The sequence below is a fragment of the Pseudomonas sp. BF-R-30 genome (assembly GCF_019956175.1).
GTDB lineage: Bacteria > Pseudomonadota > Gammaproteobacteria > Pseudomonadales > Pseudomonadaceae > Aquipseudomonas > Aquipseudomonas jessenii.
On sequence record NZ_JAHBDE010000055.1, the window covers coordinates 20,354 to 40,808 of the forward strand.

At 61.4% G+C, this 20,455-nt stretch carries 15 protein-coding genes and 1 pseudogene; 13 read left to right on the plus strand and 3 right to left on the minus strand.

Annotation, left to right across the window (positions count from 1 at the left end):
• Positions 1-144 precede the first annotated feature (144 nt).
• The 4 genes from KGB20_RS22950 to KGB20_RS22965 all read left to right on the plus strand — a co-directional run bounded on the left by KGB20_RS22950 (position 145) and on the right by KGB20_RS22965 (position 4,412).
• On the plus strand, positions 145-1,494 hold the full coding sequence (locus KGB20_RS22950) for a gluconate:H+ symporter (RefSeq protein WP_008047545.1): 1,350 nt from the start codon (positions 145-147) through the stop codon (positions 1,492-1,494).
• Between the two features lie 14 nt (positions 1,495-1,508).
• Complete coding sequence (locus KGB20_RS22955) at positions 1,509-2,369, plus strand: MurR/RpiR family transcriptional regulator (RefSeq protein WP_154910466.1); 861 nt, start codon at positions 1,509-1,511, stop codon at positions 2,367-2,369.
• A 1-nt stretch (position 2,370) separates the two neighbouring features.
• A complete protein-coding gene (locus KGB20_RS22960; RefSeq protein WP_154910465.1) occupies positions 2,371-3,828 on the plus strand; it encodes a D-aminoacylase in 1,458 nt (485 codons plus the stop codon).
• Positions 3,829-4,043: 215 nt separating this feature from the next.
• The gene (locus KGB20_RS22965) at positions 4,044-4,412 is read left to right on the plus strand and encodes a glyoxalase superfamily protein (RefSeq protein ID WP_154910464.1); all 369 of its coding nucleotides are present in this window, start codon (positions 4,044-4,046) and stop codon (positions 4,410-4,412) included.
• Between the two features lie 26 nt (positions 4,413-4,438).
• Here KGB20_RS22965 and KGB20_RS22970 read toward each other — a convergent pair whose 3' ends face one another.
• Positions 4,439-5,467 (minus strand): AraC family transcriptional regulator, encoded by a 1,029-nt coding sequence (locus KGB20_RS22970; RefSeq protein ID WP_090452994.1) that lies wholly within the window; start codon positions 5,465-5,467, stop codon positions 4,439-4,441.
• A 210-nt stretch (positions 5,468-5,677) separates the two neighbouring features.
• Between KGB20_RS22970 and KGB20_RS22975 the strand changes: the two genes are divergently transcribed.
• The 6 genes from KGB20_RS22975 to KGB20_RS23000 all read left to right on the plus strand — a co-directional run bounded on the left by KGB20_RS22975 (position 5,678) and on the right by KGB20_RS23000 (position 15,518).
• Entirely contained in the window at positions 5,678-7,273 is a 1,596-nt protein-coding gene (locus tag KGB20_RS22975) for an FAD-binding oxidoreductase (RefSeq protein ID WP_150812855.1), read from the plus strand.
• Between the two features lie 5 nt (positions 7,274-7,278).
• Complete coding sequence (locus KGB20_RS22980; protein WP_154861543.1) at positions 7,279-8,874, plus strand: glycerol-3-phosphate dehydrogenase/oxidase; 1,596 nt, start codon at positions 7,279-7,281, stop codon at positions 8,872-8,874.
• 20 nt (positions 8,875-8,894) lie between these two features.
• Positions 8,895-10,463: an FGGY-family carbohydrate kinase gene (locus KGB20_RS22985; protein ID WP_154910463.1), complete on the plus strand. Its 1,569-nt coding sequence runs from the start codon at positions 8,895-8,897 to the stop codon at positions 10,461-10,463.
• Positions 10,464-10,704: 241 nt separating this feature from the next.
• Positions 10,705-11,994, plus strand: a complete 1,290-nt coding sequence (locus KGB20_RS22990) for a phospholipase (RefSeq protein ID WP_154910462.1) — start codon at positions 10,705-10,707, stop codon at positions 11,992-11,994.
• Between the two features lie 60 nt (positions 11,995-12,054).
• Positions 12,055-14,010: a DUF1302 domain-containing protein gene (locus tag KGB20_RS22995; RefSeq protein WP_191628329.1), complete on the plus strand. Its 1,956-nt coding sequence runs from the start codon at positions 12,055-12,057 to the stop codon at positions 14,008-14,010.
• Positions 14,011-14,144: 134 nt separating this feature from the next.
• The gene (locus tag KGB20_RS23000; protein ID WP_154910460.1) at positions 14,145-15,518 is read left to right on the plus strand and encodes a DUF1329 domain-containing protein; all 1,374 of its coding nucleotides are present in this window, start codon (positions 14,145-14,147) and stop codon (positions 15,516-15,518) included.
• Between the two features lie 161 nt (positions 15,519-15,679).
• Here KGB20_RS23000 and KGB20_RS29360 read toward each other — a convergent pair whose 3' ends face one another.
• A complete protein-coding gene (locus KGB20_RS29360) occupies positions 15,680-16,543 on the minus strand; it encodes a methyl-accepting chemotaxis protein (protein ID WP_411740517.1) in 864 nt (287 codons plus the stop codon).
• Positions 16,538-17,599, minus strand: a pseudogene (locus KGB20_RS29365) (methyl-accepting chemotaxis protein); the annotation flags it as partial. The gene KGB20_RS29360 and the pseudogene KGB20_RS29365, both read right to left, overlap by 6 nt.
• A gap of 259 nt (positions 17,600-17,858) precedes the next feature.
• Between KGB20_RS29365 and KGB20_RS23010 the strand changes: the two are divergent.
• The 3 genes from KGB20_RS23010 to KGB20_RS23020 all read left to right on the plus strand — a co-directional run bounded on the left by KGB20_RS23010 (position 17,859) and on the right by KGB20_RS23020 (position 20,163).
• A complete protein-coding gene (locus tag KGB20_RS23010) occupies positions 17,859-18,530 on the plus strand; it encodes a histidine phosphatase family protein (protein WP_150812849.1) in 672 nt (223 codons plus the stop codon).
• A gap of 31 nt (positions 18,531-18,561) precedes the next feature.
• Entirely contained in the window at positions 18,562-19,389 is an 828-nt protein-coding gene (locus KGB20_RS23015) for a phosphatase PAP2 family protein (RefSeq protein WP_150812848.1), read from the plus strand.
• Between the two features lie 510 nt (positions 19,390-19,899).
• Entirely contained in the window at positions 19,900-20,163 is a 264-nt protein-coding gene (locus tag KGB20_RS23020; RefSeq protein ID WP_008047515.1) for a hypothetical protein, read from the plus strand.
• Positions 20,164-20,455 lie beyond the last annotated feature (292 nt).

A 20,455-nucleotide genomic window follows, 5' to 3' on the forward strand; every position in this document is an offset into this window, starting at 1 on the left:
TTCATTATTTGCGACAACTCATACCTCTGCGCGACACGCCTTACCTCTGCACGAAAATTACTTTCACCTCGTTTGAAAATAACCTTCCGAAATGTTTTAAGAGTTTCACAAATATTTCGACGTGACCCTCTCGAGGAGTACCGCATGACCCTGTCCTTCGGCTATTGGCTGCTGGTGTATGCCGCCATCGCCATCATTGCACTGATCGTTCTGATCGCCCGTTACCGGCTCAACCCGTTCATTGTCATCACCCTGATTTCCATTGGCCTGGCGCTGGTGGCGGGCATGCCGCCGTCGGGTGTGGTGGGGGCGTACGAGGCCGGGGTCGGCAAGACCCTGGGACACATCGCGCTGGTAGTGGCGCTGGGCACCATGCTCGGCAAGATGATGGCCGAGTCCGGTGGCGCCGAGCAGGTGGCGCGGACCTTGATCGACCGCTTTGGCGAGAAGAACGCGCATTGGGCGATGGTGACCATCGCGTTTCTGGTGGGGTTGCCGCTGTTCTTCGAAGTCGGTTTCGTCTTGCTGGTACCGATTGCCTTTACCGTGGCGCGGCGGGTTGGCGTCTCGATCCTGATGGTCGGCTTGCCGATGGTCGCCGGGCTTTCGGTGGTGCATGCGCTGGTACCGCCGCACCCGGCGGCGATGCTGGCGGTGCAGGTGTATCAGGCGTCGGTGGGGCAGACCTTGATGTACGCAATCCTGATCGGCATTCCGACGGCGATCATCGCAGGTCCCCTGTACGCCAAATTCATCGTGCCGCGCATTCAGTTGCCGGCGGAAAACCCGCTGGAACGCCAGTTCCTGGAGCGTGAACCGCGCGACAGCCTGCCGGGTTTCGGCATCACCATGGCGACCATCCTGTTGCCGGTGGTGCTGATGCTGATCGGTGGCTGGGCCAATCTGATTTCTACGCCGGGCAGTGGTTTCAATCAGTTCCTGCTGTTCATCGGCAACTCGGTGATCGCGCTGTTGCTGGCCACATTGTTGAGTTTCTGGACCCTCGGCCTGGCCCAGGGCTTCAACCGTGAATCGATCCTCAAGTTCACCAACGAATGCCTGGCGCCGACCGCGAGCATCACCTTGCTGGTAGGCGCCGGTGGTGGCTTGAACCGGATTCTGGTGGACGCCGGCGTCACCGACCAGATCGTCGGCCTGGCCCACGAATTTCATTTGTCGCCGCTGTTGATGGGCTGGCTGTTTGCCGCACTGATGCGCATCGCCACCGGTTCTGCCACTGTGGCCATGACCACCGCTTCAGGCGTGGTCGCACCAGTGGCCATTGGTCTGGGTTATCCCCATCCGGAGTTGCTGGTGCTGGCGACTGGCGCCGGGTCGGTTATCTTTTCCCACGTCAACGACGGTGGTTTCTGGTTGATCAAGGAATACTTCAACATGACCGTTACCCAGACCTTCAAGACCTGGACCGTGCTCGAGACATTGATCTCGGTCGTCGCCTTCGGCCTGACCGTTGGCCTTTCTTACCTGATTTAGCCGGAGCCACTTGCATGGACATCCTCTACCAGATCCGCGCCCGTCAGGACTCCTTCAGCGCTGGTGAAGGACGCATCGCCCGCCTGATGCTCGACGACGTAGGATTTGCCGCCTCCGCCAGCCTCGATGAACTGGCGCTGCGGGCAGAGGTCAGCAGCGCCACGCTGTCGCGGTTCGCCCGTACGGTCGGCTGCAAGGACCTGCGTGACTTGCGCTTGCAACTGGCCCAGGCCAGCGGCGTCGGCAGCCGGTTTCTCGACCCGGCGGGCACGCCCGAGCAGTCGGCGTTCTACGGGCAGATCGTGGGCGACATCGAGTCGACCTTGCGCCAGCACCTGGCCGCGTTCGATGAGTCGCGTTTCGCCGATGCGGTGAAACTGCTGGGCAAGGCGCGCATGATCCACGCTTTCGGCATGGGTGGCTGCTCGACCCTGTGCAGCGATGAACTGCAAGTGCGCCTGGTGCGCCTCGGCTATCCGATTGCGGTGTGCCACGATGCGGTGATGATGCGCGTCACCGCCGCCAGCCTCAGCGCTGAACACGTGGTGATTGTCTGCTCGCTGACCGGGATCACCCCGGAGCTGATTGAAACGCTGGAGCTGGCGCGCAACTATGGGGCAGGCATTCTGGCCATCACCCGGGCAGATTCGCCCCTGGCGCAACTGGCCGACATCGTCCTGCCCCTGCAAAGCGCCGAAACCTCGTTCATCTACAAACCCACGGCAGCGCGCTACGGCATGCTGCTGGCCATCGACGTGCTCGCCACCGAGCTGGCCCTGGCCAATCCTGAAGACAATCAAGAACGTCTGCGGCGGATCAAACTCGCCCTCGACGAATACCGCGGCGGCGACGATCACTTGCCGCTGGGAGACTGACATGCAGTACGACACGCTGATTCGCAACGCCCTGATCATCGACGGCAGCAACAGCCCTGGATACCCCGCCGACGTGGCCATTCTCAACGGGCGCATCGAGCGTATCGGCAACTTGCGCGATGCCCGTGCCAGCGAGGAAATCGACGCGCAGGGCCATGTGCTGGCGCCGGGTTTCATCGACGTGCACACCCATGACGACACCGTGGTGATTCGTCAGCCGCAGATGCTGCCCAAGCTCAGCCAGGGCGTGACCACGGTCATCGTCGGCAACTGCGGGATCAGTGCCTCGCCAGTGAGCTTGCGCGGCGATCCGCCGGACCCGATGAACCTGCTCGGCACGGCCGCTGCGTTCGTTTATCCGACCTTCCGCGACTACCGCGTGGCCGTCGAAGCGGCGAACACCACGCTGAACGTTGCCGCGCTGGTCGGTCATACGGCGTTGCGCAGCAATCATCTGGACGACCTGTTTCGCACCGCCACGGCAGACGAAATCAGCGCGATGCGCGAGCAACTGCGCGAAAGCCTCGAGGCCGGCGCCCTGGGCCTTTCCACCGGCCTTGCCTATGCCAGCGCCTTCTCGGCATCGACCGATGAAGTGATGCAACTGACCGAAGAATTGACCGCGTTCGGGGCGGTCTATACCACCCATTTGCGCAGCGAATTCGAGCCTGTGCTGGAGGCCATGGACGAGGCGTACCGGATCGGTCGCCATGCGCAAAGCCCGGTGATCATCTCTCACCTCAAATGTGCCGGCGCCGGTAACTGGGGGCGTAGTCCGCAGTTGCTGGCATCCCTCGAAGAGGCAGCGAAGACCCACCCGGTGGGTTGCGACTGTTATCCCTACGCCGCGAGCTCTTCGACCCTGGACCTCAAGCAGGTGACCGATGCCCACCGCATCACCATCACCTGGTCGACCCCGCATCCGCAGATGGGCGGCCGCGACCTGATGGACATCGCCGCCGAATGGAATCTGCCGTTGCTGGAGGCCGCTCGCCAACTGCAACCGGCCGGTGCGGTGTACTACGGAATGGATGAGGCGGATGTCCGTCGGATCCTCGCGCATCCGCTGTCGATGGTCGGCTCCGACGGCTTGCCGGAAGATCCGTTTCCGCACCCACGCTTGTGGGGCGCATTCCCTCGGGTGCTCGGACATTTCAGCCGCGACGTGGGACTGTTCCCGCTGCACACCGCCGTGCACAAAATGACCGGGCTGTCGGCGGCGCGCTTCGGCTTGAAGGCGCGCGGTGAAATACGCGAAGGCCATTGGGCGGACCTGGTGTTGTTCGACCCGGCGACCATTCGTGATGTCGCCGACTTCAACGACCCACAGCGGGCGGCGGAGGGCATTGAAGGGGTATGGATCAACGGTGTGTTGAGTTACCGTGATGGCCAGGCCAACGGGCGCAGGGAAGGACGGTTTCTGGCCCGGGAAGGGGATTTGCGCACGGGTTTTCAGTGAGTTTCGAGGACGGCGTCACAGTGATGGCACTTTGAGACTAATGAATGGCATTTCCGCGCCGAAGGACTGTTATCAAACCCGACAACCTAACGCTGTTCAATCATGTAGGAGCGAGCCTGCTCGCGATGGAGTCAAAGGCGCCGCGTTTAGCCAGTCAAAACGCGTTATCGTTAACGACCATCGCGAGCAGGCTCGCTCCTACAGGGAGCAACCCGATGAGCTTCGGCAAAACAACTCCGATCCTGCGTATTTTCGACGAAGCCAAGGCAGTGGAGTTCTACGTCGATTTCCTGGGGTTCAAGATCGACTGGCAACATCGATTCGAAGCGAATTACCCGCTGTACCTGCAAATCTCCCGTGGCGAATGTGTGCTGCACTTGTCCGAACACCATGGCGACAGCACACCGGGGTCTGCGCTGCGGATCGAGACGGATGAGCTGGAGAAGTTTCAGCAGCAACTGTTGGCCAAGCAATACAGGTTTTCCCATCCGCAGATTCAGGCCATGCCCTGGGGCAGCCAGGACATGACCATCGCCGACCCGTTCGGCAATCGGTTGGTGTTCACCAACGCGATAAGTCTCTGAGCCTTCAGCCCCTCAGGTTTACGCCTTCAGCCTTCGTTCGGCACCCGGTGGGTTTGGCGAAACTCGCCGGGCGGCATCCCGCGCCGGCTTTTGAACGTGCGGTGAAACGAGCGGGGTTCAGTGAAACCCAGGTACTGGGCGATGTCCTGGATCGGCAGGGTGCTGTTGAGCAGGTAATGCTCGGCCAGCTCCTGGCGCAGGTCATCGAGGATCTGCTGGTACGACGTACCGGCCTGATGCAGCTGGCGTTGCAGCGTGCGCACTGACACCGCGAGATGCTCGGCCACCTGCTCCTTGCGTGGCAGACCTTCCTTGAGCAGTTTTCGCAGGATGCTTTTGACCCGCTGTTCCAGCGAAGCGTCCTCCAGTGTGGCCATCAACCCCTGGGCATGTTCTTCCAGGGTGCGCAGCAATTGCGCATCGGCCTGGCGCAATGGCAACTGCAAATACGGCAATGGGACAATCAGCGCCGAATAAGGCTGGTCGAACAGTACCGGACAGTCGAAGAACTGCTCGTACTGTGCCAGCGTCGTGTCGGCCGGACAGGCATGTTCCAGCCAGACGGCAGCCGGTGACATTTGCGTGTCGGCGATCCAGCGCGCGTATTGCAGCCAGGAACCGAGCACGTTTTCCACCAGGTGTCGGCGAATTCGCGGGCGCTGATGGCGGCATGTCCAGATCAGGTGCACCTCGCTGCCCTGCACCTCGGCGCGGCTGACGCCCATGTCTCCCACCAGTTTCTCGAACGGCATGATGCGGCTCATGGCGTCGCCCAGTGTCGCGCAGTTCATGGTGATGTAACCCAGCACGCTCCAGGAGTTGGGCAACACAAAACGCGCGGCGTTGAGACCGAACAACGCATCGCCCGAGTGTTCGCAGAAATAGTCGAGCAGCCGTTCATGGGCTTCACCTGGCAACCGCAGGCTGTTGTCACTCAACTGCTGTGCCTGCAACCCGGCAGCCGCCAACGCAGGCTCGATGGCCATGCCCAGTTGTTCGGCATGACGCAGGTATTTGAGCAGCGGCGGAACTGAAGTGAAGCCCAGGGATTGCATGATCGTATTCCTTTGATCAAGGCCCGCGTGCGCGGATGAATGCCCTGAAAGGTAATTTGAAACCACGGCTAAAGTAAATGGCTGACGCCTGCGCGACGTTTGACTCAATTGGCTACTCGAACTGGCCGGATGCGACCGTGACACTTTTCGGCGGCTGACTAGTATGGGGGCCTGAAATATCACTGATCAGAACCGCAAAAGGACACACGCATGCGACGCTGGAACGGCTGGGGAGATGCAACCACGGTGGTCGAACTGCCGGCCCAGGGCGCGAGTTTTCTCGCCCAGCGGGTGGGAGACGGTCGAGCGCTGCCCGATGCGACGCTTGAGACAGCATTGGCCCGCGTGCCCCCGTCGCGGTTGCAGCAACACTTCTTGTACAGCGTGGATGCCCATGATCGGTTGCTGCATGCGCGAGGGCAGAGCCTGCCGGACTGGCTGGCGTTGCGTGAAGGCGCGTTGGGGAATTATCCCGACGCCGTGGCCTATCCCGTGAACGCTGAACAGATTCGCCGGTTACTGTTGCTCGCCCATGAACAGGACCTGTGCCTGATTCCTTATGGCGGCGGCACCTCGGTGGCCGGTCACATCAACCCGCCGAGTTCCGCACGGCCGGTGGTGACGGTTTCCCTGGCCCGCATGAATCGCCTGCTGGACCTCGACGAACAGAGCCTGATGGCCACGTTCGGCCCTGGCACCAGCGGACCGCAGGTGGAAAGTCAGTTGCGCGCCCGTGGTTACACCCTGGGGCATTTCCCGCAATCGTGGGAGCTGTCGACCCTGGGTGGTTGGGTCGCCAGCCGCTCCAGTGGCCAGCAGTCATTGCGTTATGGGCGGATCGAGCAATTGTTCGCCGGCGGGACACTGGAAACATTTGCCGGACCTTTGGAAATTCCCTCCTTTCCGGCCTCGGCGGCCGGGCCCGATCTGCGCGAGGTGGTGTTGGGCTGTGAGGGCCGCTTCGGGATCATTTCCGAGGTGAAGGTACGGGTCAGCGCTCTGCCCGCCGATGAGCGTTTCTATGGTGTGTTTCTGCCCGATTGGCCCAAGGCGCTGCAAGCCATCCGCCAGTTGGCCCAGGCGCGGGTACCGCTGTCGATGCTGCGTCTGTCCAACGCGGTGGAAACCGAAACCCAGCTGGCGCTGGCCGGTCACCCGCAGCAGATCGCCTGGCTGGAAAAGTACCTGGCCCTGCGCGGCGCCGGTGCGGGCAAATGCCTGCTGACGTTCGGTGTTACCGGCAATCGTCGACAAAATGCGCTGTCCCTGCGTCAGGCCCGGCAGCACCTCAAGGCGTTCGGCGGGGTGTTTACCGGCACCTTGCTCGGCAAGAAGTGGGCGCAGAACCGTTTTCGTTTTCCCTACCTGCGGGAAAACCTGTGGAACGCCGGTTACGTGGTGGACACCCTGGAAACCGCCACTGACTGGAGCAACGTCGATAACCTGCTCACGCTGATCGAAAACAGCCTGCGCGACGCCTTGGCTGCCGAAGGCGAGCGGGTGCATGTCTTCACCCACCTTTCCCATGTCTATGGCGAAGGATCGAGCATCTACACCACCTATGTGTTTCGCCCGGCGGCCGACTACCCCGCCACCCTGGCGCGCTGGCAGGCGCTCAAGCAGGCGGCCAGCCAGACCATCGTCGACAACCACGGCACCATCAGTCACCAGCATGGCGTGGGCAAGGACCACGCGCCGTACCTGCGGCGGGAGAAGGGCGCGCTGGCGATGGACACCCTGCAGGCACTGAGTCGGCATTTCGATCCGGCCGGGCGACTGAACCCTGGCACGCTGTTGCAGGAGTGACGGCCATGAGCCTGGACTGGAACGCGGCGTGGCGACAGCGAGTGCTGCCGACGCTGGCGGATGAAACCTGGGACCTGATCGTCATCGGTGGCGGCATCAGCGGCGCCGGCATCCTGCGCGAAGCCGCGCGCCGCGGGTGGCGTTGCCTGCTGTTGGAGCAGCGCGATTTCGCCTGGGGCACCTCCAGCCGCTCCTCGAAAATGGTCCATGGCGGCTTGCGCTACATCGCCAAGGGCCAGTGGCGCCTGACCCGCGACTCAGTCCGCGAACGCCAGCGCCTGCTCGATGAGGCGCCGGGGCTGGTGGAGCCGATGAGTTTCATGATGCCGCATTACCGTGGCGGTTTTCCCGGACCGCGGGTGCTGGGTGGTTTGCTGTCCATCTATGACGCATTGGCCGGGCGACGCAGCCATCACTTCCATGACGCGCAACAACTGCGTTATCTGGCACCCGGGGTGAAGGAAGATGACCTGCTGGGCGGCACCTGTTTTGTCGATGCGCTGACCGATGATGCCCGTCTGGTGATGCGCGTATTGGGCGAGGCCCGGGCCGACGGCGCCGTGGTGCTCAACGGCGTGCGCGTGCAGCAATTGTTGCGTGAAGAGGGGCGCGTTTGCGGGGTTCAGGTCGAAGACTGCGAAGGGGGCGGGTTACTGACATTGCGTTGTGGTGTGCTGGCCGTGGCCACCGGCGCGTGGGCCGAGCGCTTGCGCCTGCCCGATGCCCCTCGCCAGTTGCGGCCGTTGCGTGGCAGTCATTTGCTGTTGCCGGGCTGGCGCCTGCCCGTGGCGCAAGCCTTCACCTTTCTGCACGAGCACGACCGTCGACCGGTGTTCGTTTTCCCTTGGGAGGGTGCCACGGTGGTCGGCACCACGGACCTCGATCATCACGGCGATCTGGACCAGAGCGCGAGCATCAGCTTTGATGAGCTCGACTATCTGCTGGCGGCCTGCAGCCAACAGTTCCCCCAGGCCGAGGTGGTCGCCGCCGATGTGCTGTCGACCTGGTCGGGCGTGCGCCCGGTGGTGGGCAGTGCGGCGGGGGAGCATCAAGACAAGCCGTCGAATGAAACCCGTGAGCATGTGCTGTGGCAGGAGCCTGGTTGCGTGACCCTGGCCGGCGGCAAGCTGACCACCTTTCGCCCGCAGGCGATTGAAGTGCTCAAGGCCTGTGCAACCATGCTCGATCGTCCGTTCGTTGATGACGCCGCGCCAGTGTTCGCCGCCGTGCCGCCGCTGGCGATACCGGGGCTCAGCGCCAACCGGTGGCGGCGCCTGGCCGGGCGGCATGGCCGTGACCTGCCGAGGCTGGCGCAACTGATCGCGGAACTCGGCCATGACACCGTCGGCGGCACTGACACCTTGTGGGCGGAGCTGGCCGTTGCCTGCGATGGGGAAATGGTCCTGCACCTGGATGACCTGCTGCTGCGCCGAACCCGCCTGGGCCTGTTGCTGCCGCGCGGTGGCGAGGATTATTTCGCTGCCATTGGCCAACTCTGCCAACCGCGACTGGGTTGGGACGATGAGCATTGGCAGCAGGAATTACAGCGTTATCGGGCGTTGTGGCAACGCCATCATGGTTTGCCGGATGCCGCGCATTGATGCCCATTGAAGAGAGCTCCATGGATAACCACCCGAACAAGCGTTACCTGTTGGCCATCGACAATGGCACCCAGAGCGTGCGCGCGCTGCTCTTCGACCTGCAGGGCAATCTGCTGGGCAAAGGCAAGGTCGAGTTGCAGGCCTATTATTCGACTCAACCCGGCTGGGCCGAACAGGACCCGGAGTATTACTGGACAAAACTGGGTGAGGCCTGCCAGCAGTTGTGGCAGCAAACCGGCATCGATCGCTCACAGATCGCCGGTGTATCCCTGACCACCCAGCGCGGCACGGTGATCAACGTCGATGCCCAGGGCAAGGCGCTGCGCCCGGCGATCCTGTGGCTCGATCAACGCCAGGCCGAAGTCAAGGGTGGCATCAAGGGACCGTGGGGCTGGCTGTTCAAACTGGTCGGCGCGCAAGCCACAGTGGACTACTTTCGCGCCCAGGCCGAGGCCAACTGGATCGCCCGCCACCAGCCTGAGGTCTGGGCGGCGACCGACAAGTTTTTGCTGCTCTCGGGGTTTCTCACCCATCGCCTGTGTGGGCGCTTTGTCGATTCGGTGGGCTGTTGCGTCGGTTACCTGCCGTTCGACTTCAAGCGCTTGCGCTGGGCCGCCCCCGCCGACTGGAAATGGCAGGCGCTGGCGGTGCGTCCCGAACAACTTCCGAGCCTGCACAAGCCCGGTGAAACCCTCGGCTACATCAGCGCCGAGGCCAGCCGCCACACCGGCATTCCCGAGGGGCTGCCGCTGATCGCCGCAGGTGCCGACAAGGCCTGCGAAGTCGTGGGTTCCGGCGTCGTCGACCCAGGCACCGTGTGCCTTTCCTACGGCACCACGGCGACGATCACCAGCACCCGGTCGCGCTACCTGGAAATCGTTCCGTTGATTCCGCCTTACCCGTCTGCGGTACCGGATCAATACAACTGCGAGGTGATGATTTATCGCGGCTACTGGATGGTCAGCTGGTTCAAGAACGAGTTCGGTCTGCGGGAAATGCAGCAGGCCAAAGCCCAGGGTGTGGAGCCCGAGCAACTCTTCGATGCGCTGGTCGACGCCGTGCCGCCGGGCTCCATGGGGTTAATGCTGCAACCCTACTGGTCGCCCGGTATCCGCGAGCCGGGTGTCGAAGCCAAGGGCGCGATGATCGGCTTCGGCGACGTGCATACCCGCGCACACATTTACCGGGCGATCCTCGAAGGTCTGGCGTATGCCTTGCGTCAGGGCATGGAGAAAATCGAGAAGCGTTCGAGGGTCTCCATCACGCGCTTGCGCGTCGCCGGTGGTGGCTCCCAGAGTGATGCCGCGATGCAACTCACGGCGAACATTTTCGGCCTGCCGGCCGAGCGTCCGCATGTCTACGAAGCGTCCGGCCTGGGCGCGGCCATTTGCTGCGCGGTGGGGCTGGGACTGCACGCGGATTTCCCCACGGCGATGGCCGCCATGACCCGGGTCGGTGCGGTATTCATGCCGCAACCCGAGGCGCAGCAGATCTATGAGCGACTGTACAAAGAGGTCTACCTGCGCATGTATCGACAGCTCAAGCCGCTGTACCAGAGCATCCGCAAAATCACTGGTTACCCCGCCTGAAAGAACACCGTAGATCCCCCCTGTGGGAGCGGGCTTGCTCGCGAAGGCGATGTGTCTGTGACATCAATGGCGACTGACACTCCGCCTTCGCGAGCAAGCCCGCTCCCACAATGAACTGTGGTGTTTCTTCTACCTTGCATGTGGCGCTATCGGAGACCTTTTCTGGTGAGATTGGACAGTGTCAGGGGCAGGGTCGGTTGTTAGGCTCAACCCCCACAGCACATCCAATAAGAACCAAGCAATGAAGCTGACATTCCTCCTGTTGCTGCTTTGTGCAACGGCCCCCACAGCCTGGGGCTGGTCGAACCATACGGTGGGCAGCTACCTGGCGTTGCAGGATTTGCCGGCCTTGCGTGATGCACCGCAGGTCGAAGTCGAGCCGCTGGAACAGTTTCTTTCGCAGCAATACCAGGCCGTGAGTGCGCTGCTCGATGAGCAGGAGCGCTTCGCCCGCGAGCACTTCGCCCAATACCCGCCGCGCCCCGACAACCTGCGATTGCCCGTCGTGCCTGGGGACAATCTGCGCCACGACTTCCTCAGCGCACTGCGCATCAACCCCGGGATTCATCTGGCGATGGTCATCCAGCCGATGCCGGGCAAGGATCTGCCCGAGCGTGAACACCTCAAGGCCGAACAAGTCATGGTGCAACAGACGCTTTCACCGTGGAATCGCCAGCGCTTCATCGTTGTCGCTGACCACGAACAAGTCGCGCCCCTGGCCGTGTTGGCCAGCGCTGCCGATGAGCCGGATTACGGCCACGACATCAACCTGTTCAGTGACAACCCCGGCGAAGTCGGCGCGTTGTACGGCTTCGGCCCGCAGCCTTTCGGCGACGCCCGGTTTCAGTACAGCTCCCAGGCGCCGTTCCATATGGGCTTCTTCCATGAAAGCCCGGTGGTGTACGCCGCTGCCGGGTTTCTTCAGCGCAGCTGGCCGGACTGGCGCGCCTACCAGTACATGGGCTTGGCGCGACTGGCGTTTGCCACTGGCCATCCTTATTGGGGCTATCGATTTCTCGGTTGGGGCCTGCACCACGTTCAGGACCTGACCCAGCCTTATCACGCCAAGCCGTTGCCCGGTGTCGAACTGGCGAGCCTGCTGGTGCTGGAAGGCAAGGCCCTGGCCGGCTTCGATGCGGACAAACATGCCGCCATCGAACGGGTCGCCACCCGACACATGGAAGTGGAGAAGTATCAGTCGACCTGGCTTCGTCGCCTGCTGCGCGCCGGCCATGCACACCCGATGCTCGACGCTTATACCGACTCTGCACAGGACGGCCGCTATCCGCCGTATTCAGTGAACTACCTGTGTGAAGTGGTGAGTGCCGAGTCCGTCGACGAATCCGCGGCGTTTGATGAAGCCATCGGCCAGTGGTTGGACACGGCACCGATCACCAGCGATTTCAGCAGCGGTAATCAGCTGCAGCGCGAAGACTTCGACCATCCGGCACTCAACCGGCAGCTGTTCAAACTGCTGGGAAATTTCGGCGCCCACAGCCGGATTTACGCCCGTGCGGGATTGGCGCCATAGCCATCGCAGCCACAGTTTCAGAACACAAAAACAATAAAACCAGGGAAAGAGGAACGGATCATGAGCACTCGATTTCGCCTGTCTGGCACGGCGCTTCCCGGCGTGGGCCTGGCAGGGCTGCTGCAACTGTGCGCGGTCGACGGCGTGCAGGCCAAGGAGTTCAGCGTGCTGGACAACCAGATCACCGGTTCATTCGACAGTACCTTGTCTTATGGCCGCTTGTGGCGGGTCCAGGGCCGGGACAAAAACAACGACGACGTCAACACCAACGACGGCAATCGCAACTTCGACACCGGGCTGGTTTCCGAGGTGTACAAGATCACCTCGGAGCTCGAGGCCAACTATCAGAACTACGGGATGTTCGTGCGCGGCACCGCGTTCTATGACACCCAATTGATGGACAAGCGCAACGATTACTACCGTAACAACAACCCGTCGCAACCCAGTCAGAGTTTCCCGCAGGACGACCACTTTACTGACCAGACCCGCGATATCGCCGGCAGCCGGGTGGAGATGCTCGATGCCTACCTCTATGGCAACTGGGACGTTGCGCAGATGCCAGTCACGGCCCGTGTCGGGCGCCAGGTGTTCAACTGGGGTGAGGGGATTTTCTACCGTGGCGGGGTCAACACCACCAACCCGGTGGACGCGGCCAAATACCGTTTGCCCGGGGCCGAAGTCAAGGAAGTGCTGGTGCCGGTGGAAGCGCTGAGCTTCAACATCGGCCTGACCGACAGCCTGACCATGGAAAGCTTTTACCAGACGAACTGGAAGGAAACCCGCATCGACCCGGTCGGCACGTTCTACTCGCAGACGGACCTGTTCGCCGACGGCGGCAACACCGCCTACAACAACTTTACCGGTACTGCCCTGGACACCCCGGTGCCTGGCTTCGGCAACGTGATCGATCTGTACAGCGCGCTGGGCAACAACCCGCTGCTCAGCCAGGCCCTGAGCACCACCGGCCTGTACGCCAACGGGGTCACCCCGGCCTTTGGCAACACCGTCAAAGTGGCCTCGGTCGGCAAGGATTACAACGCGCGCAACGACGGCCAGTTCGGTTTCGCTTTTCGCTACATCGTAGAAGAGCTCAACAGCACCGAGTTCGGGTTGTACATGGTCAACTACCACGCCAAGGAACCGACGATTTCCGCCGATCTGGGTGGGTACAAGGGCATCGACATGAACGCCCTGACCAACCTGTTGGCCGGTGTTGCCGGCAGCCAGGCGGGGCAACTGGCCAACGGCTTGGCGACCATGGATGTGCTGGGCAATATTCAGGCGCATCGGCGCTACGCCGAAGACATCCGCATGTACGGCTTCAGTTTCAACACCACCCTGGGCCAGGCGTCGGTTTTCGGCGAAGTGGCCTATCGGCCGAACCTGCCCATCGGGGTCGCCGCCACCAACGACCTGATCGGCGACCTGGCCAACGGCGCCGCCGCAGCGGCAGGCGGCCAGACCATCAACATCGGCGGGCAGCAGGTCACGCTCGACAGCCAGATCAATAACGCCGAGCGGGTGGAAGCGTTCAACACATCCGTGGGCACCATCTACAACTTTGGCCCGAGCCTGTCATTCGACTCGATGTTCGGCGTATTCGAGCTGGCGTCCGAGCACCTGCGCGGCAGCAACCTGCAATACACCGCGTATGACGGCAGTACCCGTTACTACGCTGGCACCGGCAACTTTTCCTATGTGTCCGGCGGCGAACGCAGCGATCAGGTCAACCGCAACTCCTACAGCTACACCGCGATGCTCAACGGCACCTGGAACGACGTGTATGCCGGGGTCAACGTCTCGCCTTATGTCGTCTACAAGGATGACTTCAAGGGCAACAGCTACCAGGCGGGCAACATCATCGAGGGCCGCAAGGCCTACACCCTGGGGATCAAGGCCAACTACCAGAACAAGCTGGAGGCCGAGCTGCAATACACCGAGTTCTACGGCGGTGGGCAGGACAACGGCCTGCGTGACCGCGACAACGTCGGCTTCAACCTCAAGTACTTCCTTTGATTGCTACACGCAGACCCATTGTGGGAGCGGGCTTGCTCGCGAAAGCGGTGAATCAGGCGACATCTGTGCTGGATGTGCCGCCCTCTTCGCGAGCAAGCCCGCTCCCACAGGTTTTTGTACTTCGGAGAACGATCATGTTTCACACTTCACGACTGACCAAGACCACGCTGGCGCTGCTCCTGAGCCTGGCCGCCGGCAGCGCGCTGGCCGCGATCTCGCCCCAGCAGGCCGAGCAATTGAAGACCACGCTGACACCGCTGGGGGCCGAGCGTGCCGGCAATGCGGCCGGGACCATTCCGGCCTGGAACGGCGGCATCACCCAGGCACCGGCGGGCTACAAGCCGGGCCAGCATCACCTGGACCCGTATGCGGCGGACAAGCCCCTGTTCACCATCACCAAGGCCAACCTTGAACAGCACAAGGCCCACCTCAGCCCGGGTCAGATCGCACTGTTCAACAGCTACCCCGACACCTTCCAGATGCCGGTATATCCCTCTCGCCGCTCGGGCGCGGCACCGCAGTGGCTGTATGACAACACCTTGAAAAACGCGACCTCGGCCAAGCTGCTCGATGGCGGCACCGGTTTTGCCGATGCCTATGGCGGTGTGCCGTTTCCGGTGCCCAAGGATGGCATTGAGGTGCTGTGGAACCACATCACCCGTTATCGCGGTATCTATGTGGTCCGTCGTGCCTCCGAAGCGCCGGTACAACGCAACGGCAGCTTCGCGCTTGTGACCTCGCAGCAGGAGGGGCTCTTCAACTATTACCGCTCGGGCGGGCAGTTTGCCGACCTGAAAAACATGCTGTTTTACTACCTGGCGTTCGTGAAGAGCCCGGCCCGTCTGGCGGGCGGTGCGGCATTGGTTCACGAGACCCTGGACCAGCTCAAGGACCCGCGTCAGGCCTGGGTCTACGACGCGGGCCAGCGCCGTGTGCGCCGGGCGCCGAACCTCGCGTATGACACCCCGATCGCCTCATCCGACGGCCTGCGCACGGCGGACGATACGGACCTGTTCAACGGCTCGCCAGACCGCTACGACTGGAAGCTCAAGGGCAAGCAAGAGGTCTACATCCCCTATAACAATTACAAAGTCGGCAGCCCTGAGGTGAAGTACGAGCAGTTGCTCACACCGGGCCACCTCAACCCGCAATTCACCCGTTATGAGCTGCATCGGGTCTGGGTGGTCGAAGGCACGCTCAAGCCGGGCGCGCGGCATATCTATTCCAAGCGCGTGCTGTTTCTTGACGAGGACAGTTGGGGCGCCGCATTGGTGGATCAATATGACGGGCGAGGGGAGTTGTGGCGGGTGTCGATGGCCTACCTGAAAAACTTCTACGACCTGCCCACCACCTGGAGTGCGCTGGACGTATTCCATGACTTGCAGGCGCGTCGTTACTACGTGCAGAACCTGGATAACGAAGAGCCGGGCACAGTGGACTTTGCCCAGCCGGTACCCGAAGACGCGTACTTCATGCCGTCGGCATTGCGCCAGCGCGGTACGCGGTAAGCCGCGCAGCACACCCTTTCAGATGCGGTCTGTGAGAACGCAATCGCGAGCAAGCTCGCTCCCACAGGGTGTTGGGTCGTTCACAGAGTCTGTGTTCGACTCTCTACCTGTGGGAGCGGGCTTGCCCGCGAATGGGCCTTTCAATCACCGACGGTGTACGATCAGACGCGGAAGTGGCTCACCATTTGCTGCAATTGACCACCCAGCCGCGCCAGCTCAACGCTGGACTTGGCGGTCTCATTGCTGGCGGTGGCGGTCTGTTCAGACACATCGCGCACGTTGATGATGCTGCGGCTGATCTCTTCGGCCACGGCACTTTGCTGTTCGGCAGCGGCGGCGATCTGCTGGTTCATCGACTGGATGTTGGACACCGTGCGGGTGATGTTCTCCAGTGACTCGCCGGCCTTGCGGGTGAGGGCCACGCTGCTGTCGGTGAGGACACGGCTGTTGTTCATCACGGCGGACACTTGTTGCGTGCCGTTCTGCAGGCCGGCCACCAGGCCTTCGATTTCCTCGGTGGATTTCTGCGTGCGCTGGGCCAGGCCGCGAACCTCGTCGGCCACCACCGCAAAACCACGACCGGCTTCACCGGCCCGGGCCGCTTCGATGGCGGCATTGAGTGCCAGCAGGTTGGTCTGTTCGGCGACGGCCTTGATCACGTCCATGACGCTGCCAATCTTGTCGCTTTCCTGTTGCAGCACGCTCATGGCTTCGGTGGAACGCACCACTTCGCTGGCCAGGCGCTCGATCTGGGCGATGGCTTCGTTGACCACTTTGTCGCCTTCACGGGCTTCGCCGTCCGCCGCCGCAGCGGCTTGCGAGGCTTCTTCGGCGTTGCGCGCGACTTCCTGCACGGTGGCGGTCATCTCGTGCATGGCGGTAGCGACCTGATCGGTCTCGACTTTCTGGCTGTTGACCCCGGCACTGGTCTGCTCGGTCACGGCCGACAGCTCTTCGGCGGCGCTGGCGATCTGGGTCACGCCGTCGCGGATGCCGCTGATCAAGTCGCGCAGGGTCACGCCCATGCGCGCGATGCCTTGTTGCAACACGCCGAGTTCATCGCGACGGGTGACCAGCACATTGTGGGACAGGTCACCGCTGGCGATGCGATCGACCACCGCCAGGGTTTCGCGCAATGGGCGAGTGATCTGGCGAGTGATGACCACGGCGGCAATGACGCCCACCAGCAGTGCCAGCAACGTGCTGATCAGTTGCAGGGTACGGGCCTGGGCACTTTCGGCATCACGGCGGTCGAGCTGGATCTGGTACAGCTGATCGCTCTGGGACACGATGGCGGCGCCCTGTTCGGTCATTTCCTTGCGCGCCTGCACCGCGTCATTGCTGGCGGCCTTGTAGGTCTGCAAGGCGCTGCGGTAGTTGCCCAGCGCGGTTTCCAGCTGACGCAAGGCGTCTTGTTGGGAATCGGCGAAATGCACGTTCAGCGGTTTCAGGCTGGCGATGGCGGCGTCCAGTTGACCGACGGCTTTTTGCTCGGTCTCGGCATTGGTACTGGCGGTGTAGCCGCGCACTTCGTAGCGGGCCAGCAGGAACGATTCCTTGGCCGCGGTGATGGCCTGGAACTGTTCGAATCGCTGGTCGCTCAACGGCATTTGCTGCACGCGGGTATTGATGTCATTGATCAGCGTGTTGGCGGTTTCGGCGTTGGCACTCATGGCGTCGCGGGCGCTGTTGCCGGCGCGATAGGCGCTGCGCATCTTGCCCAGGGACGTTCTGTAGGCGTCGATGACGGCGCCTTGCTCGCGCAGCAGCTTGAGGTTTTCCGGGCTTTTGAACTTCGCCAGCAGGGCTTGCTGCTGGGCCGAGAAGGCGTCGAGGGTGGTCTGCACGTTCTGCGCGGCGGTTTCGTCGCCGTTGGTCAGCATGTATTGCAGGCGAACCACGCGCAGCTTGGTCAGGCCGGCGTTTAGCTGGGTGATGTCGCTCATCCAGTTGCTGCGGTCGATCAACCCGCCCAGGCTGGTCCAGCCGGTCAGGGCCAGGACGCAGGTCAGTGCCAGGACCAGGCCAAACCCCAGGCCCAGTTTCAGGTTCACGCTGATGTTGCCGAACCAGCTATTCATCTCATTCCTCCAGGAACTTGGTACTTCTTTATCGTCGGTTGGCTGGAAGATTGTTTTTTTTGGAAGCCGCCAAGCGGTGTAAGCAGGATGTATCGGCAGCAATCCCGGGAGCTGAAAGGTTTTTTCCGCACGGTTCTGTAACAAGACTTTTACAGCGCCTTTAAGCTTTTTTTCACATGGGTTTCACCAGCCACCGACGCGCGTTTCCTTAACCTGCCGGTATCTGATGAGGTAGTGCGTGCCGGCGAGGCGGCTTGATGTGGAATTAAGACTGAGTCTTTTTGGGGTAAAACGCTCGATCGATCTGAACCGCTTCGCCCGCTATCGCAATACTGTGGTGGTGTTGGTCTCGGCGTTGCTGGTGATCCCGTTGGTGCTGTTCTTGCTGCGACCTGCCGCCGTTGCGGACCTGGCTCACGGCAATGTGAGCGGTGCACAGGCGTTGATGACCGGGTGGGCCAAGGGCGACCTGATCGTTCTGGTGCGCCACGTCGAGCGCTGCGATCACTCCTCGGCGCCTTGCCTGGTTGGCAACGATGGCATTACCGAGCGCTCGCGCAGTGTCGCCATGGGTGTCGGTGCGCATTTCCAGAACCTGGGCCTGGACAAGGCCGATATCTACAACAGCCCGATCCTGCGTACGGCGCAGACCGCCAACTTCATGTTCAACAAGGTCGGCACGGGCGAAGACTGGCTGATCGGTTGCCGGGGCACCATGCTGCGCGACGCATTGGCGCACAAAGTGGCCGGACGTAACCTGATTCTGGTGACCCACAGCGAATGCATGGACCAAATGGAAAAAGACCTCCATTTGCCGACTTCGACCCTGGGTTACGGGGCTTCTTTGTTTATCTCCGCCGAAACGCCGCAGACTCCGCGCATGCTTGGCTTTATCGAAGCATCGGATTGGCCGACGGTGACGCCCCGTTGAATTTCATCATCCCTTCGAATCAGGACAGAGCATGCAGACCGCTTCCCGCTTTTACTGGGTGAATTTTGGTATCCCGCTGGCCTGCGCGGTCGCGGTGTTCCTGATGTTCGACATGACCAGTATCGACATCGCCTTCAACAATTACTTTTTTGATCCGGTGACGCAGACGTACCCGTTGGACCAGGTCCATCTGTTCGAAAAAATCACCCACAAATGGGCGCGGATCATTCCGAACTGGACCGGAGAAATGGCGATTATCGGTGCCTTGCTGTCGTTTCTCTGGCCGCGCCTGAAGACTGAAAAGCACTCGAAAATCATCGCCTTCCTGGAAAAAATCAAAGTCGCACCGGTGCTGCGCTTTGCCAATCGCCATCGACGCGACTTTCTCTACGTGGTGTTCGCGTTCTCCATCAGCACCGGGGTCATTCACTACCTCAAGGGCCACACCAGCGTGTATTGCCCGATCGAGACGACCCTGTACGGCGGCAAAATGGAGCACGTTGAGTGGTATGAAAATTTCGACCTGTTGAAAGTCGCCGGTGAGGGGCGCTGCTGGCCGGGCGGACATGCATCGGGCGGTTTCACCATGCTGGCGTTGTACTTCGTGGCTCGCCGTTATCGCTGGCGCTATTCGAAAGCGATCATGTACGGCTCGCTGACTCTCGGTTTCATCTATGGCACCACACGGGTATTGCAAGGGTGGCACTACATGTCCCACACCTTCTGGGCCGGGATCTTCGTATGGCTGGCGTGTTTACTGACGGCGCTGGCGTTCTACGGGCGAGCGAGGCTGGAACAGCCCGTGCTCTCCAAAGCGCAACAACCGGTGGCGGCGACTCAGATCCAGGCTGCGAATTGAATTGGTGTTGAACCGCAAAACCCGCATCTCGAAAGGGGGGCGGTTTTTATGTTGCTCGAGGAAACCTTCAGTGAGTCTCGAATTGCGAATTCGCAGACAAAAAAAAGCCCGCGGGAGGGCGGGCAAACCGTAGTTTCTTGAATGAGCGAGTGCAATGTACAGGCAGTAACGCAACCGTGGGGTGAAGAAAAATTCATCTGGATCAAAGCCTTGTACCAGAGCATGCGGCATAGCTACGGCAAATGATCCGCGGCAAAGTCTGCTACCGACCGGTTTGTCTGTCAGGCATCGACTCGACGCCACTACCTGGAAACAAGGAGGTTCGGGTCGGTGCCCATATTGCAACCATGCACATAGCGGCATTGCGCGACTGTCCATGTGACCCTATCGTCAGATTTTACCTGCCACAAAGTGCTTTTGTGAGTTGTGGGCGTACGATGTAACCACGTTTTCGCTGAATGCCTGGGGAGCGACCGAAGCGACCGAACGATGTTGAATTGGAGAAAAGTCATGATTCGCAAGCACTACTTGAAAGCCCTGGCGACGCTGCTCATCGCCGCTGGCGTGCAGTGGGTGACGCTACCCGTCTACGCGACCGAGCAGGGTGAACAGCGGCGTGAAGCTCGCGATACCAGGCAGGAAGGGCGATCCACTGCCCGGCAAACCAAGGATGAATGCAGAAAGGGCAATGACAAGAGCAACGTGGAATGTCGCCAGGACAAGCGCAGCACCAAGCAGGATACCCGTCGCACAGCTCGGGATATCAAGTACTGATCGTTGGCGTGGGTCCTGTTTCAGACGGTTGCAGGGCTAGCGATACAGCCAGAAACAAGAAAGCCCGCACGGGGCGGGCTTCGTTGGTGTCTCAATTGGTGGGCCGGGGTAATTTGAACCAATCTTGTAAGATATTGATTTTGCTTATATTTATTTCTTTGAAAAAAATTGTGGAATGCTTTTTGGAATACCTAAGGATTCGTATTGCTCTGATCGGAGTGACTGGCTGATCTGAGGTGATCGCAATCCCCAGTGTTTTTTCATTGCCAACCGCCCTCCGGAGCTGCCTTTG